This is a genomic window from Pantoea eucalypti, from assembly GCF_009646115.1.
Taxonomy (GTDB): domain Bacteria; phylum Pseudomonadota; class Gammaproteobacteria; order Enterobacterales; family Enterobacteriaceae; genus Pantoea; species Pantoea eucalypti.
Map to the genome: position 1 here is coordinate 3,260,578 of NZ_CP045720.1, position 14,122 is coordinate 3,274,699.

The window sequence follows — 14,122 nt, forward strand, 5'->3', positions numbered from 1 at the left end:
TTCTGGCCCCGGGCAGTGCTCACACAGGCTGCTTTAGCAACCTGAACGCCCGTAAGGGCGGCCCTGAAGGGGCGAGCACAGCGAGTCATCCTCACGTACTTCGTGTACGCTCCGGTTGTTCCGCGCTGTCCGTGGTCAGACTGTCTGCAACAATAAACGCCTGTCAAACTAAACATTTAGAGACGAACCGAAGAGATAAACTGCTTCAGCTCCGGCGTCTGCGGCTGGGCGAACAGCGTTTTACTGTCGCCCTGCTCCCAGACGCGCCCCTGATGCATAAAGACCACACGATCGCCCACGTCGCGGGCGAAGCTCATTTCATGGGTGACGAGGATCAGCGTCATTCCCTCTGCCGCCAGCTGCTCCAGAACTTTAAGCACTTCGCCCACCAGTTCAGGATCGAGCGCGGAGGTGATCTCATCACAGAGTAAAACTTTCGGCGTCATCGCCAGCGCACGGGCGATCGCCACGCGCTGCTGCTGACCGCCAGAGAGGCTGGCAGGATAGTAGTCAAGACGTTCACCCAGCCCGACCTTTTCCAGCATCTGCGCCGCCAGCGCCCGGCACTCGGCCTCGCTTTTCTTCAGCACCCGGCGCGGCGCCAGCATCACGTTCTCCAGCGCCGTCATGTGCGGGAACAGGTTGAAGCTCTGAAATACCATTCCGACCGAGCGGCTGATTTCACGCGCCTGCGAATCACGGTCGGTAATCGTCATCCCGCCGAGCTTGATGCTGCCCTCCTGATAGCCTTCCAGCCCGTTCATACAGCGCAGCAACGTGCTTTTGCCGGATCCACTGCGACCAATGATCGAGATCACCTCGCCCATGTCGATATCCAGATCCACGCCTTTCAACACATGGTTGTCGCCGTAATATTTTTGCACCTGATTAATGGTGATGAGCGGCATTGAATTTTTTCTCCAGATACTGGCTGTAGCGAGACAGCGGATAACACATCAGGAAGTAGCCCAGCGCCACCAGCCCAAAGACTTTAAACGGCTGATAGGTCACATTGTTCAGAATGGTGCCCGCCTTAGTCAGCTCAATGAAGCCGATAATTGAGGCCAGCGCGGTCCCCTTGATCACCTGCACGGCAAAGCCCACGGTCGGCGCGATACCGATGCGGATCGCCTGGGGTGCCACCACCCGCCATAGCGTCTGACCAAAGGTCAGGCCGAGGCAGCGCGACGCTTCCCACTGCCCTTTCGGCAGGGCGCGAATGCTGCCGTACCAGATGTCCACCAGAAAGGCGCTGGTGTAGAAGGTCAATGCCAGCGAAGCTGCGGTCCAGGGCGCGACATCAATGCCGAATAGCCCGACGCCGAAAAATGCCAGGAACAGCTGCATCAGCAGCGGCGTGCCCTGAAACAGCGCGGTGTAACCGCGTATCACGCGCGTCAGCCACTTGCGTTGCAGCAGACGCAGAAACAGCAGTGGCAGCGTTACCAGCGTTCCGCCGGCAAAGGCCACCAGCGACAGTAACAGGGTCCAGCGCGCCGCCAGCAGCAGGTTGCGCAGGATGTCCCAGTCAGTAAAGGTCGTCATCATGATGGCTGCACTCCAAACCATTTACGGCCAATTGCCAGCAGCAGATGGCGCATCGCAATCGACAACGCCAGGTAGATCAGCGTGGTCACCAGATAGACCTCAAAACTTAAGAAGGTGCGCGACTGAATCAGGTTAGCGGCGAAGGTCAGCTCCTCATAAGAAACCTGGGACACCACCGACGACCCCAGCATCACGATGATGCACTGACTGACCAGCGCCGGGTAAATGCGCTGCAGCGCAGGTGGCAACACCACCCGCAAAAATGTCTGGCTGCGGGTTAATCCCAGCACCCGGCCTGCTTCCCACTGCCCTTTGGGCGTTACCTGAATTCCGGCACGGATGATCTCGGTACTGTAAGCGCCAAGGTTGATCAGCATCGCCAGCAGCGCCGCCTCGCCAGCGGTGAGTTTCAGCCCCAGCGCAGGCAGACCGAAAACAATAAAGAACAGTTGCACCACAAACGGCGTATTGCGGATCAGCTCGACATAGATGCCCCACAGGCGGCTCATCCAGCTGGGTTTGCCACTGCGCAGCGCCGCGCCCGCAATGCCCAGCGCCACACCACCGGTCGTCGCCAGCACCGTCAGCTGGAGGGTGACCCACAGACCGGAGAGCAGCTCCGGCCAGTAGGGCCACAGGGCGGGAAAGTTAAGTTGCCCGGTCATGAATCCGTCCTCAGGCGCCGAGGTTGGCGGGCAGCGGCGCTTTGAGCCACTCTTCTGACAGTTTATTCAGAGTGCCATCTTTGATGCCCTGCTCAATCAGCGCATTGACTTTCGCTTTCAGCGCAGGCTCATCTTTCTTCAGGCCGATAAAGCAGGGTGAATCTTTCAGCATAAACTGCGCGACAGGCGCTTTAGCCGGATTCTGGCGTGCAATCGCGGCAACCACCAGGTTACCGGTGGCGACATATTGCACCTGACCGGAGAGATAGGCAGACAACGTGGTATTGTTATCTTCATAGCGTTTTATCTGCGCATCTTTCGGCGCAACGTCGCTGAGCACCATGTCTTCTACCGCACCGCGCGTGACGCCAATCGACTTGCCGCTCAGCGCCGACGCCGCTTTGATCTCATCACCTTTCGGACCAAATACGCCCAGGAAGAACGGCGCATAGGCACGTGTAAAGTCGATCACTTTCTCACGCTCGGCATTTTTACCCATGCTGGAGATAACCAGATCGACCTTGTCAGTTTGCAGATAAGGCACGCGGTTGGCACTGCTGACCGGCACCAGCTGCAACTTAAGTTTCATCTGCTTTGCCAGATATTTCGCCGTGTCGATGTCATACCCCTGCGGCTGCAGGTCAGTGCCGACCGAGCCAAAGGGTGGGAAATCCTGCGGCACAGCGACGCGGATGACACCGCGCTTCTGGATGTCCTGCAGTTGATCGGCCAGCGCACTTCCCGCCTGAGCCATCAGTAATGCTGCAGCTGCTACCGCCATTAAAACTTTTTTCATTATGCACCCCGGTGAGATTAACGTGAAACAAAAGATTCTTTGACATGCAATCTGCAACTAATGTGCCAATCCGGGCGGCAACAAAAAAAGGGTTAAGCGGCAGAGAGTTCAGCAGAATGCGGGCGTAATCGGAGCGATTACGCCGGGAAAGATGTGTTCTGAAATGGGGCAAAGCACCAAAACGGTGCCTGTTAACGGTGCTCCAGTTCGTCAAACTGCTGATACAGGTCAGCGATCTGATGAATCCGCTGACGTCCCTGAGCCAGCATTTCATGCAGCAGGGCATTAGCAATCAGGTTAACCAGACTCATGGCCGCGCTGTAACTGTCAAAAGCGGAGACGCTATCCAGCGGCGTACAAAGCTGCCACCGCGCCAGGGTAATCACCGTCTGCGCCTGCGGCTCACACAGCGCCAGCAGCGGGATACCGGCTGCCTGCAACTGCTGCATCAGCGGGCGAATAATGCGTGGACGACGACGAAAGGCCATCACGATGACCATGTCGTCCGGTGTGATATCCACCAGCTCCTCTGCCAGCGTCTGGCCCGGCTGCGGCAGAATATGCACCTGTGAACGCGCCTGCACCAGTTGCTGGCGCAGGTGCAGCGCCACCGGGTAGGCATTGCGCATACCGATGATAAAGATGCGTTTTGCCTGCGACAGCTGCTGAATAACCTCGTTAAAGTGCTGTGCATCCAGGCTGTTAACCCACTGCGTCAGATTCGCCATCTCCTGCTTATAGTGGCGTGCCAGCAAGGTATTGCCCTGCACGGCATCACGATTATCTGTCAGCGGCATGCCGCTCTGACGCAGGATGCGTAACTCATCACGCATATCTTTGTATTTCTCGTAGCCCAGACGCTTAAACAGCCTGCTGACCGTGGCTTTCGACACACCACTGAGCCGCGCCAGCTCGGCGCTGTTGTAGCTGATCAGGTCATCGAAATGGTCAAACACGAAGTCAGCAATGCGCTGTTCCTGTGGCGAGAGCTGGGGATAGTGACTTCTGAGTCGTTCATCAAGCTGTTGCATAAGGCGTCCTGTAACTTTTGTTTCAGCACTTTTGTTTAGCAAAACCTAGCACAATTTACGCCAGGTTAACCGGCGCATTGTCATCGCAGGGTGAAAACTGGAACAGCTCTTGCTTTGTTATGCGTACTGTCACCCGAAGAATGAGAAAACGATGATTCAAAGCAATATGGCCCCGCAGGGGATGGCGGTGACGCCGCACCATCTGGCGAGTGAAAGCGCACTCGCGGTACTGCGTGATGGCGGTAATGCCATTGAAGCGATGGTGGCCGCCGCCGCAACTATCGCGGTGGTCTATCCACACATGAATGGACTGGGCGGCGACGGTTTCTGGCTGATTCTGCCGCCCGGTGGTGATCCTGTCGCTATCGACGCCAGCGGCGCAGCAGGTTCACTGGCTCACCGCGATTTTTACGCCGATCACCCGAAAATTCCACATCGCGGACCGAAAGCGGCGCTGACCGTAGCCGGTACAGTCAGTGGCTGGCAGGAGGCACTGATGCTCTCTAAGGAGATGGGCACCCCGCCGCTGCCGCTGGCTCGTCTGCTGCGTGATGCCATTCGCTACGCCGCCGACGGCATTCCTGTGACCGCTTCACAGAGCGCCGCCACCGCAACGTTCCGCAGTGAGTTGCAGCATCAGCCCGGCTTCAGCGCCACGTTTATGCCTGACGGCGAGGTGCCGCAGCCCGGCAGCCGTTTTACCCAGCCCGCACTGGCGAACACCCTGAGTCAGCTCACCGAAGAGGGACTCGACAGTTTTTATCGCGGCCCGCTGGCTCATCATCTGGCCGACGAGATGGCGACACTGGGCATGCCGGTGACGCTGAACGATCTGCAGCAGCATCGCGCCCGCCGCACAACGCCACTGCACCTCGCACACAGTGAAGGCGACATCTGGAATATCGCCCCGCCGACGCAGGGCATGGTGTCGCTGGCAATCCTCGGCATCACCGACCGGCTGGCGATGGCGGAGGCTGATGACGCGCAGACGGTGCACCGCATCGTTGAAGCCACCAAGAAAGCCTTTGCACTGCGGGACAAACACATCACCGATCCGCGTCACGTTACCGAAGATCTGCAGGCGCTGCTGAATAGCGATCACCTTGCCACACTCGCCAGCCAGATCACCGATGGTGAGGCGGCAGCCTGGGGGAGCGGACGCGGCCCGGGCGATACCGTCTGGATGGGCGTGATGGACAGCAGCGGTCTGGCGGTCTCCTTTATTCAAAGCATCTATCACGAGTTTGGCAGTGGTGTGGTGCTGCCCGGCACCGGTATTACCTGGCAGAACCGTGGCGCGGCGTTTAGCCTGGATCCTGACCACTTACTCGCCCTTGCGCCCGGCAAGCAGCCGTTTCATACCCTGAATCCCGCCGCTGCGCGCCTGAAAGATGGCCGGACAATGGTGTATGGCGCCATGGGCGGAGATGGTCAGCCGCAGACCCAGGCGGCGATTTTTACCCGCCATGTCATTCAGGGCCTGCCGTTACAGCAGGCGGTCAGTGCGCCGCGCTGGCTGCTGGGCCGGACCTGGGGTCAATCGTCCGACTCACTGAAACTGGAAGGCCGTTTTGACGACGAAACGGTATTGATGCTGCGTCTGTGGGGACATGAGGTGGAAATGCTGCCGGACTTCAGCGAATCCGTGGGCCATGCGGGCGCCATCGTGCGTCACAGCAACGGCATGTTTGAGGGCGCAAGCGATCCGCGCAGTAACGGCAGCGCTGCCGGTTTTTAACAGGAGCGAATCATGAATCAACACGACTGGGCCAGCTACATCGGCCATATGGAGCAGATACTGCAACTGGAACTGGATGACGCCCGCCGCGCTGAACTGCTGATCCAGCTGTCGCGTATCGCGGAGATGGCGGCACCGCTGATGGCGTTTCCGCTGGACGATCGGCTGGAAGTGGCAGGAGTATACCAGGCATGAGATTAGGTGATGTTTCGATTCAGAGCCTGCAACGGGCGATCCAGCAGGGTGAGATCAGCGCGGTGGAGGTAGCGAAGAGCACGCTGCAGGCCGTTGAGCAGCATAATCCGGCGCTGAATGCCTGGACGGAAGTGACCGGGCCGCGCATGTTAAAAGAGGCCAGCGCGATTGATGCGCAGCGGCAGCGCGGCGAAACCCTGCCACCGCTGGCGGGCATCCCGTATGCGGTGAAAAACCTGTTTGATGTGGCGGGTCACAGCACACTGGCCGGTGCCAGCCTGTTCCGCGATCGCCCTGCGGCCCAGGCAGATGCGTTTGCCGTGGAGAAACTGCGTCACGCAGGCGCGCTGCTGTCGGGCATGCTGAACATGGATGCTTATGCCTATGGTTTTACCACCGAAAACAGCCACTATGGTGCGACGCACAATCCGCGCGATCTGAGCCGCGTGGCGGGCGGCTCTTCAGGCGGTTCAGCCGCCGCCGTGGCCGCCGGGCTGGTCCACTTTTCACTGGGCACCGACACCAACGGCTCGATTCGGGTGCCCGCGTCGCTGTGCGGTATTTTTGGTCTTAAGCCAACTTTTGGTCGTCTGTCACGCAGCGGCAGCCATCCGTTTGTCGCCAGCCTTGATCACATCGGCCCACTGGCGCGCCGGGTTGAGGACCTGGCACTGGTGTATGACCTGTTGCAGGGTGCAGACCACGCTGACGCGTTTCAGGCTGACCGTCCACTGGCCGAGACGCTGCCAGGGCTGTCACAGGGCAGCGAAGGATTGCGCTGTGGCGTACTGGGTGGTTTTTTTGCCCGCTGGTGCGATGAGGATGCCCGCGCGGCCGTCGCGGCAGTTGCAGCCGCGCTTGAGGCTCAGGAAGAGGTGCTGATGCCGGAGGCGGAGCTGGCCCGCTCGGCGGCGTTTATCATGACCGCCGCCGAGGGCGGCAATCACTATTTGCCTGCCCTGCGCCAGATGCCGGAGCAGTTTGAACCGAACTCACGTGAGCGTCTGCTGGCCGGTGCCATGATGCCTGGTGCCTGGTATGTGCAGGCACAGCGTTTCCGTCGCCATTTTCAGCAGCAGGTGTTACCGCTGTTTGATCGGTTCGATGTGCTGATCGCCCCAGCGACGCCCTGCAGCGCGATTACTATCGGTCAGCAAACCCTGACGATTCAGGGTGAGTCGCTGCCCGCCAAGGCGAGCATGGGAATGCTAACGCAGCCGATCTCCTTCCTGGGATTGCCGGTCTGTACCGTGCCGCTGGCGACCCAAAGTGGCCTGCCGATTGGATTACAGCTTATCGCCCGTCCGTTTAATGAAGAGGCAGTACTACGCGCCGCCTGGGCACTGGAACAACAGGGCATTACGATGCCGCAAATGAATATGGCAGGAGCGTGATGAACAGAGAGATTAATTTACCGCAGGTGCTCACCGAGGTAACGGCGCAGTTTTATCGCTACGAGCAGGCGCTGGTCAGCAATGACGTGGAAGAACTGGATGCGCTCTTCTGGCATGACCCGCGAACCGTGCGTCTCGGGGCGGGAGAGAATCTGTATGGCATTGATGAAATTCGGGCCTTCCGTGCCGCGCGTCCTTCAGCCGGTCTGAACAGGACGCTACGGAACACCGTGATTACGACTTTTGGCGAGGATTATGCGGTCTGCAGCACCGAATTTACCCGCCCTGGCAGCGATAAGATTGGCCGTCAGCAGCAGACCTGGGTACGAATGCCCCACGGCTGGTGCATCGTGGCGGCGCAGGTCAGTCTGATGAGCTGACGGCATCCGGCGCTGCTCCCGTTCAGAACGGGGCAAGCGCCGGAACTGGCTTAAGGTGCCGGGTGAGTTGCGATCCAGTGGTCAGCAATCTGCTGGCGGGTACAGATCCAGACGTCGTCGTGCTGCTGGATGTGATCGAGGAAGTTCTGCAACGCGCGGAATTTGCCAGGGCGACCCAGCAGGCGGCAATGCATGCCGACCGACATCATCTTCGGTGCCGTCTCTCCCTCTTCATACAGCACATCAAAGGTGTCGCGCAGATAGGTGAAGAACTGTTCGGCGGTGTTAAACCCCTGCGGCGAGGCAAAGCGCATATCGTTGCACTCAAGGGTGTAAGGAATAACCAGGTGCGGTTTTACCGTGCCATCCTGGCAGGTAACCTGCGTCCAGAACGGCAGATCATCGCCGTAGTAGTCACTGTCGTAGCTGAACCCACCCTGCTCCACCACCAGCCGACGGGTGTTCGGGCTGTCGCGCCCGGTGTACCAGCCTGTTGGCGCTTTCCCAAACAGATCCACCAGCACATCCACCGCCTGCTGCATATGCTGACGTTCAGTTTTTGCATCCATGCCCTGATAGTGGATCCAGCGCCAGCCGTGGCTGACCACATCGTAGTCCGCCTGTTTAATCGCCTCGACAATTTCCGGATGACGCGCCAGCGCCATCGCCACACCAAAAACGGTTAGCGGCAGACCACGTTTCTGAAATTCATTGTGGATGCGCCAGAAGCCGGCGCGGGAGCCGTACTCATACAGCGACTCCATCGACATGTGACGATCGGTATAGCTGGCTGCACCGATGATGTCGGAGAGGAACTGCTCTGAGCCCGCATCGCCATGCAGCACACTGTTTTCTGCACCCTCTTCGTAATTCAGGACAAACTGCACTGCCACACGGGCGTTATTGGGCCAGGCGGCGTGCGGCGGATTGGCGCCATAACCGATTAAATCGCGCGGATAGTTTTTGTTAAAGCTGTACTCTTTCTTCTCTGCAGCGTCAGTCATTACTCCACCTGTTTTGATTCGGGAAAGTTCCGTTAGTTTAGATGTTGAAACGCACCTGAGAGAGGTTTCTGCAAAGGCCAGGCCAGATCGCCATGTTTGCTGGTGCCAAAACCAAGCGCCACCAGCGACTCGACCATTTTCACCGCTGCGCTGACGCCATCAATCACCGGCAGGCCCAGCTCCTGGGTCAGCGAAGCCGCCAGCGTCGCCATTCCGCCACAACCCAGCACAATCGCCCCGCTGCCATCTTCCCGTTTCGCCTGAATACAGCGCTGCCGCACTTTTTCCTGCGCCAGACCGCTGCCATCCTCCAGCGCCAGTACCGGCAGATCGATGGCATGCAGCGCGGCACAGTGATGGGTAAAGCCATACTGCTGCAACAGATGACGCGCAATCACCAGCGTGCGCGGCAGCGTGGTGACAATGGAGAAGCGTGTCGCCAGCAGCGTGGCGGTATGCATCGCCGCCTCCGCAATGCCGATTACCGGCCCGCTGGCCAGCTCGCGTGCGGCCAGTAAACCCGGATCGCCGAAGCAGGCAATGACATGTCCGCTGACACCCTGCTCCCTGCCCAGCTTGATCTGCTCCAGCACGCCGATGGCGGCGATCGCCTCATCGAAGTGCCCTTCAATGGAGGGCACACCCTGCGACGGCGAAACCGCCAGAATTTCGGTGCCCGGCGCGGCGACCGCACGCGCGGCCTGAGCGATAGTTTCGGTCATCGCCAGACTGGTGTTGGGATTAATGACCTGAATCAGACTCATGAAGCGACTCCAGAGACTGAGGCAAACAGTCGGGAGAAATCGGGCAGGGTTTCTCCGCTGCGCTCAAAGTGCAGGCTGGAAACGATGTGCTCAAAGTGATGCTGAAGCGCGAGAGTCAGCGGTTCCAGCGCACGAGCGCGCAGTAACGCCAGAAGATTTGCGTGATCGTCACAGCGACAGCCGCGCTGCCAGGGCGCGCCCCAGGCGGCAATTACCAGTGAGGAGCGCTGAGTCAGGCTGGTCACCATGCCGGTGAGCACCTGATTACCGGAGATCGCCTGTAGCTGAATATGAAACGCGGCGGAAAGCCGGATGGCTGCCGGACCATCATGATCGGCGTGCGCCTGGTTTTCCTGTGCAATGAGCTGCTCCAGTGCCGCCAGATGCGGAGGCTGCAGATGCGCCAGTACCGCAGGCAGATTGGCGCACTCCATTAAACTGCGGGTTGAGAAGATGTCACGTGCCTCTTCAACGCCGGGTGTCGCCACCTGCGCACCACGTTTGGGCGTCAGGGTGACCATCTGCACCGCCGCGAGGCGCTGCAGCACTTTGCGGATGCCGGTGCGACTCACCCCAAAGACCCCGGAAAGTGCCTCTTCCGGCAATTTACTGCCTGGCGGCAGCTGGTGCTCAACAATAGCGTTCATCAACGCCTGGTAAATCCCTTCATCTTTGTCCTGCAGATGAGTGGCGTCTCGCTGGCCTGTTTTACTCGTCATTACCTGCTCCGGTCGCTCGCTGTGTGCCACTATCGTATACGTGAAAAATAAATATTGTATACAAGAAAACAGATCTGGCCTGAATCCTGCAATACCGTCTTACCAGATTATTCATTCCACTTTCAGGTACAGGAGCAGGTTTCATGCCAAAACAATCAACGGTGGCCAGCGCGGCCTCTGAAGCCAGTGCCCGTTACAGCCCACGGCTTTGTAACGAAGACCTGGCACCGACTCGCAATCAGAACTGGTCGTGGTACAACATCTTCTCTTTCTGGATGTCCGATGTGCACAGCATGGGCGGCTATGTGGTAGCCGCCAGTTTCTTCACGCTGGGATTAGCCAGCTGGCAGGTGCTGCTCTGCCTGCTGGCCGGGATTTGCATCGTGCAAATCTGTGCCAACCTGGTGGCGAAACCGAGCCAGATGGCGGGTGTCCCTTATGCGGTGATCTGCCGTCAGGCGTTTGGCGTGTTTGGTGCCAATATTCCGGCGGTGATTCGCGGGCTGATCGCGTTCGCCTGGTATGGCATTCAGACCTATCTGGCGGCGAATGCCCTGATGCTGGTGCTGCTGAAGTTTGCGCCGTCGCTGACATCAATGACCGTGCCACACTGGCTGGGCCTGTCGCTGCTGGGCTGGTGCTGTTTCGGCATTATGTGGTTACTGCAGGCGATGGTGTTCTGGCACGGCATGAACGCCATTAAGCGGTTTATTGATGTCGCTGGACCGGCGGTCTATGTGGTGATGGTGGCACTGGCGGGCTGGATTGTATACAAGACCGGTTTCGATGGCATCTCCTTTACCCTCGCCAGCAAATCGCTGACCGCAGGCGAACAGACCTGGCAGATGATTACGGCCACGGCGCTGGTGGTCTCTTACTTCTCCGGGCCGCTGTTAAACTTCGGTGACTTTTCACGCTACGGCAAGAATATGTCCGAGATTCGTCGCGGCAACCGCTGGGGCCTGCCGTTTAACTTCCTGCTGTTCTCAGTGGTGACGGTGGTGATTGTCTCGGGCACCCAGTCGCTGTTTGGCAAAATGATCACCGATCCTATCGAAACCGTAAGCATGGTCGGCAACGATCTGGCGGTCGCGATTGGCCTGCTGACCATGATTACCGCCACCATCGGCATCAACATCGTGGCGAACTTCGTTTCACCCGCGTTTGACTTCTCGAACTGTTCCCCACAGAAAATCAGCTTCCGCACCGGTGGGATGATCGCCGCCGTTGGTTCAGTGCTGTTAACGCCGTGGAACCTGTTCCAGTCGCCTGAGCTGATTCACTACACCCTGGATGTGCTGGGATCCTTTATCGGGCCGCTGTTCGGGATTCTGTTAACCGATTTCTATCTGATTAAGCGTGGCCGTATCTCAGTCGACGATCTGTTTAATGACACGCCATCTGGTCGTTACTGGTATCGCGGTGGCTTTAACCCCAAAGCAATTGGCGCGCTGCTGCCGTCGGTAGCGATTTGCCTGGTGATTAGTTTTATCCCTTCCCTGCATCAGGTGGCGAACTTCAGCTGGTTCATTGGTGCTGGTCTGGCGGCGGGCTGCTATCGCTTTATCGCCCGTGAAGATCGTGAAGCTGAAGATGTGACCCGCGCGCATGGCGAGGTAGTGGCGCAGAAGAATCAAGCCGTCGCTGAATAGCAGACAGCAAAAAGCCGATTCATTTCTGAATCGGCTTTTTTAAAGAGATTGGCGGAACGGACGGGGCTCGAACCCGCGACCCCCTGCGTGACAGGCAGGTATTCTAACCAACTGAACTACCGCTCCGCGCTTTGTTCCCCGTCGAGAACGAGGCGCATAGTAATGGCAGGTTGTTACGGCGTCAACGCTTTTTCCAGGTGAATAAATCGTTTGCTGTTTTTTTCAGCTTGGCGTTGATTTTATCCACAAAAACAGGCCATTCAGCCACGCCACAGACAGCTGCCACCCTTTTTCATCACCAGATCCAGACGGGACTCATGGGCAACCACTTCCTCTTCGCTGGCCGTGACCACGCGCAGTGCAGAGGCGGGACGGACGATGCGCTGAATGCTCTCTCCCTGCGCCTCACGGGCACTTTCACTTTCCGATAAGAACGAGAGTGACGTCTGACCACCGGTCATGGTCAGGAAGACTTCCGCCAGAATCTCGGCATCAAGCAGTGCGCCGTGCAGAGTACGCTTGGTGTTGTCTATTTCATAACGCGAGCAGAGCGCATCAAGGCTGTTACGCTTGCCGGGAAACATACGACGCGCCAGCGCCAGACTATCGGTAATTTTGCAGAAGGTTTCGGTTTTCTCAATGCCACGGTTCAGCTTTGAGAACTCGTAGTCCATAAAGCCGATATCAAACGGTGCGTTGTGAATGACTAATTCAGCACCGCGAATGTAGTCGAGAAACTCATCTGCGATTTCGCTGAACGCGGGCTTGTCGGCAAGAAATTCATCTGCAATCCCGTGGACACCAAAGGCTTCAGGATCGACCAGCCGATCGGGCTTGAGATACATATGAAAATTGTTGCCGGTCAGGCGACGGTTAATCACCTCCACCGCACCAATCTCAATGATGCGGTGCCCCTCATAATGTACCCCGATCAAGTTCATGCCGGTGGTTTCAGTATCGAGAACGATCTGGCGGTTATTTGCAGTGCTCATAAGACCCGTTTTATGTCAGACTTAGCGTTTTTGAGAGGAAGTCTACCAGAGATGCGCAAACAGGTAGAAATATTCACCGATGGATCCTGCCTCGGAAATCCCGGCCCCGGCGGTTATGGTGCGATTTTACGCTACGGTCAGCATGAAAAGACGTTCAGCGCGGGCTATCACCTTACCACCAATAACCGGATGGAGTTGATGGCGGCGATTGTTTCGCTTGAAGCGCTGACTCAACCCTGCGATGTGGTGCTCAGCACCGACAGTCAGTATGTGCGCCAGGGAATCACCAGCTGGATTCATAACTGGAAAAAGCGTGGCTGGAAAACCGCCGATAAAAAGCCAGTAAAGAATGTCGATCTCTGGCAGCGTCTCGACTTAGCACTCAGCACCCACAAAATTCAGTGGGAGTGGGTTAAAGGGCATGCCGGACATCCGGAAAATGAACGCTGCGACGTGCTGGCCCGCACTGCAGCTGAAAACCCTGCCTTTGAAGATATCGGTTATAAAGCCGAGTCCTGATCCTCTGCCTTGCGGAACTGACGCGTCGCGTTGACCGTCTGGCGGATCTTGCTGGTACTCAGGCTCTTCTTTGCCCGTGTCGGCAGCAGCGGGAAGGTGCGTTTACGTGCCACCACAATATTCAGGCAGCCCAGCGCCGGTAAGTGGGCGCTGATCAGTTTCCCGCCCTGTCGATGCCACGGCAGCACCTGAAACCGGGTGCGATAAACCACTTCATAATTCAGCAGCCCCAGCCAGTCGAGCAACCGCATCTGGCTGAACATCCGTCCGCTCCACGGCGCCTTGCGAGTTAATCCCGGCACCATTTTGCTCACGCCAAGCAGGCTGAAGGGATTAAAACCGCTGATGATCATCCAGCCATCATCGATTAACACCCTGTCCACTTCGCGCAATACCCGATGAGGATCCTGGCTCCAGGCGAGCGTATGGGCCATCAGACAGGCATCCACCGACTTCGACTCAAACGGCAACTGCATCGGGTCGGCCAGCACCTGCAACTGCTCACCTTTACTGCCCACATTGACCTGATGTGAAATAGCACAATTTTCTGTGTTGATTTCTGCGCTGAGATTGCCAAGCTTAAGCATATGAAAGCCATATAGCTTTCCGAGGTAAGGCTGAAGCTGCTGCGTTAACGCGTCGCGGAAATACTCTCCCCACGGCATATCGCGCCATGACAGCGGAGCGTTCAGAATCTGGCGTGATTTAGCGGGCTTCATGCTTTA

General features: G+C 57.9%; 16 protein-coding genes and 1 tRNA gene. 6 read left to right on the forward strand and 11 right to left on the reverse strand.

The features are described 5' to 3' along the window. Positions 1-176: 176 nt before the first annotated feature. The 5 genes from EE896_RS15305 to hpxU all read right to left on the reverse strand — a co-directional run bounded on the left by EE896_RS15305 (position 177) and on the right by hpxU (position 4,040). Positions 177-908 carry an amino acid ABC transporter ATP-binding protein gene (locus tag EE896_RS15305; RefSeq protein WP_008924827.1) on the reverse strand — a complete coding sequence of 244 codons (732 nt, stop codon included), beginning with the start codon at positions 906-908 and terminating at the stop codon, positions 177-179. After that, positions 889-1,545 (reverse strand): amino acid ABC transporter permease, encoded by a 657-nt coding sequence (locus tag EE896_RS15310; RefSeq protein WP_033742952.1) that lies wholly within the window; start codon positions 1,543-1,545, stop codon positions 889-891. Before EE896_RS15310 ends, EE896_RS15305 begins: the two co-directional genes overlap by 20 nt. Then, a complete protein-coding gene (locus tag EE896_RS15315; RefSeq protein WP_008924825.1) occupies positions 1,545-2,213 on the reverse strand; it encodes an amino acid ABC transporter permease in 669 nt (222 codons plus the stop codon). The genes EE896_RS15310 and EE896_RS15315 overlap by 1 nt, the downstream gene beginning before the upstream one ends. A gap of 10 nt (positions 2,214-2,223) precedes the next feature. Continuing rightward, positions 2,224-3,009 (reverse strand): transporter substrate-binding domain-containing protein, encoded by a 786-nt coding sequence (locus EE896_RS15320; protein WP_003852569.1) that lies wholly within the window; start codon positions 3,007-3,009, stop codon positions 2,224-2,226. A gap of 191 nt (positions 3,010-3,200) precedes the next feature. Beyond that, positions 3,201-4,040, reverse strand: coding sequence for a MurR/RpiR family transcriptional regulator HpxU (gene hpxU, locus EE896_RS15325; protein WP_039659004.1), 840 nt, complete (start codon positions 4,038-4,040; stop codon positions 3,201-3,203). Positions 4,041-4,191: 151 nt separating this feature from the next. Here hpxU and EE896_RS15330 point away from each other — a divergent pair, with 151 nt between their 5' ends. The 4 genes from EE896_RS15330 to hpxZ are packed head-to-tail and all read left to right on the forward strand — an operon-like array spanning position 4,192 to position 7,747. Beyond that, on the forward strand, positions 4,192-5,778 hold the full coding sequence (locus EE896_RS15330; protein WP_140916034.1) for a gamma-glutamyltransferase family protein: 1,587 nt from the start codon (positions 4,192-4,194) through the stop codon (positions 5,776-5,778). 12 nt (positions 5,779-5,790) lie between these two features. Beyond that, positions 5,791-5,973 carry an oxalurate catabolism protein HpxX gene (gene hpxX, locus EE896_RS15335; protein ID WP_003852562.1) on the forward strand — a complete coding sequence of 61 codons (183 nt, stop codon included), beginning with the start codon at positions 5,791-5,793 and terminating at the stop codon, positions 5,971-5,973. Beyond that, positions 5,970-7,367: an AtzE family amidohydrolase gene (locus EE896_RS15340; RefSeq protein ID WP_140916035.1), complete on the forward strand. Its 1,398-nt coding sequence runs from the start codon at positions 5,970-5,972 to the stop codon at positions 7,365-7,367. The genes hpxX and EE896_RS15340 overlap by 4 nt, the downstream gene beginning before the upstream one ends. Then, entirely contained in the window at positions 7,367-7,747 is a 381-nt protein-coding gene (gene hpxZ, locus EE896_RS15345; protein WP_003852558.1) for an oxalurate catabolism protein HpxZ, read from the forward strand. The genes EE896_RS15340 and hpxZ overlap by 1 nt, the downstream gene beginning before the upstream one ends. Before the next feature lie 50 nt (positions 7,748-7,797). Here the strand turns inward: hpxZ and puuE are convergent, their stop codons facing one another. From puuE to EE896_RS15360, 3 genes are read right to left on the reverse strand one after another with little or no spacing between them, the layout of a single operon-like run. Continuing rightward, positions 7,798-8,751, reverse strand: a complete 954-nt coding sequence (puuE, locus tag EE896_RS15350) for an allantoinase PuuE (RefSeq protein WP_039658999.1) — start codon at positions 8,749-8,751, stop codon at positions 7,798-7,800. Positions 8,752-8,783: 32 nt separating this feature from the next. Continuing rightward, positions 8,784-9,515 (reverse strand): allantoin racemase, encoded by a 732-nt coding sequence (hpxA, locus tag EE896_RS15355; protein ID WP_003852554.1) that lies wholly within the window; start codon positions 9,513-9,515, stop codon positions 8,784-8,786. Beyond that, on the reverse strand, positions 9,512-10,234 hold the full coding sequence (locus tag EE896_RS15360; RefSeq protein WP_039658997.1) for a GntR family transcriptional regulator: 723 nt from the start codon (positions 10,232-10,234) through the stop codon (positions 9,512-9,514). Before EE896_RS15360 ends, hpxA begins: the two co-directional genes overlap by 4 nt. Before the next feature lie 143 nt (positions 10,235-10,377). Here EE896_RS15360 and EE896_RS15365 point away from each other — a divergent pair, with 143 nt between their 5' ends. Continuing rightward, a complete protein-coding gene (locus EE896_RS15365) occupies positions 10,378-11,886 on the forward strand; it encodes an NCS1 family nucleobase:cation symporter-1 (protein WP_003852551.1) in 1,509 nt (502 codons plus the stop codon). Positions 11,887-11,935: 49 nt separating this feature from the next. Here EE896_RS15365 and EE896_RS15370 read toward each other — a convergent pair. Both EE896_RS15370 and dnaQ read right to left on the reverse strand, forming a co-directional pair. Further along, a tRNA-Asp gene (locus tag EE896_RS15370) sits at positions 11,936-12,012 on the reverse strand. A 134-nt stretch (positions 12,013-12,146) separates the two neighbouring features. After that, a complete protein-coding gene (gene dnaQ, locus EE896_RS15375) occupies positions 12,147-12,878 on the reverse strand; it encodes a DNA polymerase III subunit epsilon (RefSeq protein WP_140916036.1) in 732 nt (243 codons plus the stop codon). 51 nt (positions 12,879-12,929) lie between these two features. Here dnaQ and rnhA point away from each other — a divergent pair, with 51 nt between their 5' ends. Beyond that, a complete protein-coding gene (gene rnhA / locus EE896_RS15380) occupies positions 12,930-13,397 on the forward strand; it encodes a ribonuclease HI (RefSeq protein ID WP_003852549.1) in 468 nt (155 codons plus the stop codon). Here rnhA and EE896_RS15385 read toward each other — a convergent pair. Next, positions 13,379-14,116 carry a class I SAM-dependent methyltransferase gene (locus tag EE896_RS15385; protein ID WP_003852547.1) on the reverse strand — a complete coding sequence of 246 codons (738 nt, stop codon included), beginning with the start codon at positions 14,114-14,116 and terminating at the stop codon, positions 13,379-13,381. The two genes, rnhA and EE896_RS15385, sit on opposite strands and share 19 nt — an antisense overlap. Between the last annotated feature and the right edge of the window lie 6 nt (positions 14,117-14,122).

What these genes read in the sequence shown, in the direction of transcription:
- EE896_RS15310 (WP_033742952.1), bottom strand. Translation starts at nt 1,545, where the DNA reads ATGACGACCTTTACTGACTGGGACATCCTGCGCAACCTGCTGCTGGCG.
- EE896_RS15340 (WP_140916035.1), top strand. Translation starts at nt 5,970, where the DNA reads ATGAGATTAGGTGATGTTTCGATTCAGAGCCTGCAACGGGCGATCCAG.
- hpxX (WP_003852562.1), top strand. Translation starts at nt 5,791, where the DNA reads ATGAATCAACACGACTGGGCCAGCTACATCGGCCATATGGAGCAGATA.
- EE896_RS15365 (WP_003852551.1), top strand. Translation starts at nt 10,378, where the DNA reads ATGCCAAAACAATCAACGGTGGCCAGCGCGGCCTCTGAAGCCAGTGCC.
- rnhA (WP_003852549.1), top strand. Translation starts at nt 12,930, where the DNA reads ATGCGCAAACAGGTAGAAATATTCACCGATGGATCCTGCCTCGGAAAT.
- EE896_RS15305 (WP_008924827.1), bottom strand. Translation starts at nt 908, where the DNA reads ATGCCGCTCATCACCATTAATCAGGTGCAAAAATATTACGGCGACAAC.
- puuE (WP_039658999.1), bottom strand. Translation starts at nt 8,751, where the DNA reads ATGACTGACGCTGCAGAGAAGAAAGAGTACAGCTTTAACAAAAACTAT.
- EE896_RS15385 (WP_003852547.1), bottom strand. Translation starts at nt 14,116, where the DNA reads ATGAAGCCCGCTAAATCACGCCAGATTCTGAACGCTCCGCTGTCATGG.
- dnaQ (WP_140916036.1), bottom strand. Translation starts at nt 12,878, where the DNA reads ATGAGCACTGCAAATAACCGCCAGATCGTTCTCGATACTGAAACCACC.
- EE896_RS15330 (WP_140916034.1), top strand. Translation starts at nt 4,192, where the DNA reads ATGATTCAAAGCAATATGGCCCCGCAGGGGATGGCGGTGACGCCGCAC.
- EE896_RS15320 (WP_003852569.1), bottom strand. Translation starts at nt 3,009, where the DNA reads ATGAAAAAAGTTTTAATGGCGGTAGCAGCTGCAGCATTACTGATGGCT.
- EE896_RS15360 (WP_039658997.1), bottom strand. Translation starts at nt 10,234, where the DNA reads ATGACGAGTAAAACAGGCCAGCGAGACGCCACTCATCTGCAGGACAAA.
- hpxU (WP_039659004.1), bottom strand. Translation starts at nt 4,040, where the DNA reads ATGCAACAGCTTGATGAACGACTCAGAAGTCACTATCCCCAGCTCTCG.
- hpxZ (WP_003852558.1), top strand. Translation starts at nt 7,367, where the DNA reads ATGAACAGAGAGATTAATTTACCGCAGGTGCTCACCGAGGTAACGGCG.
- hpxA (WP_003852554.1), bottom strand. Translation starts at nt 9,515, where the DNA reads ATGAGTCTGATTCAGGTCATTAATCCCAACACCAGTCTGGCGATGACC.
- EE896_RS15315 (WP_008924825.1), bottom strand. Translation starts at nt 2,213, where the DNA reads ATGACCGGGCAACTTAACTTTCCCGCCCTGTGGCCCTACTGGCCGGAG.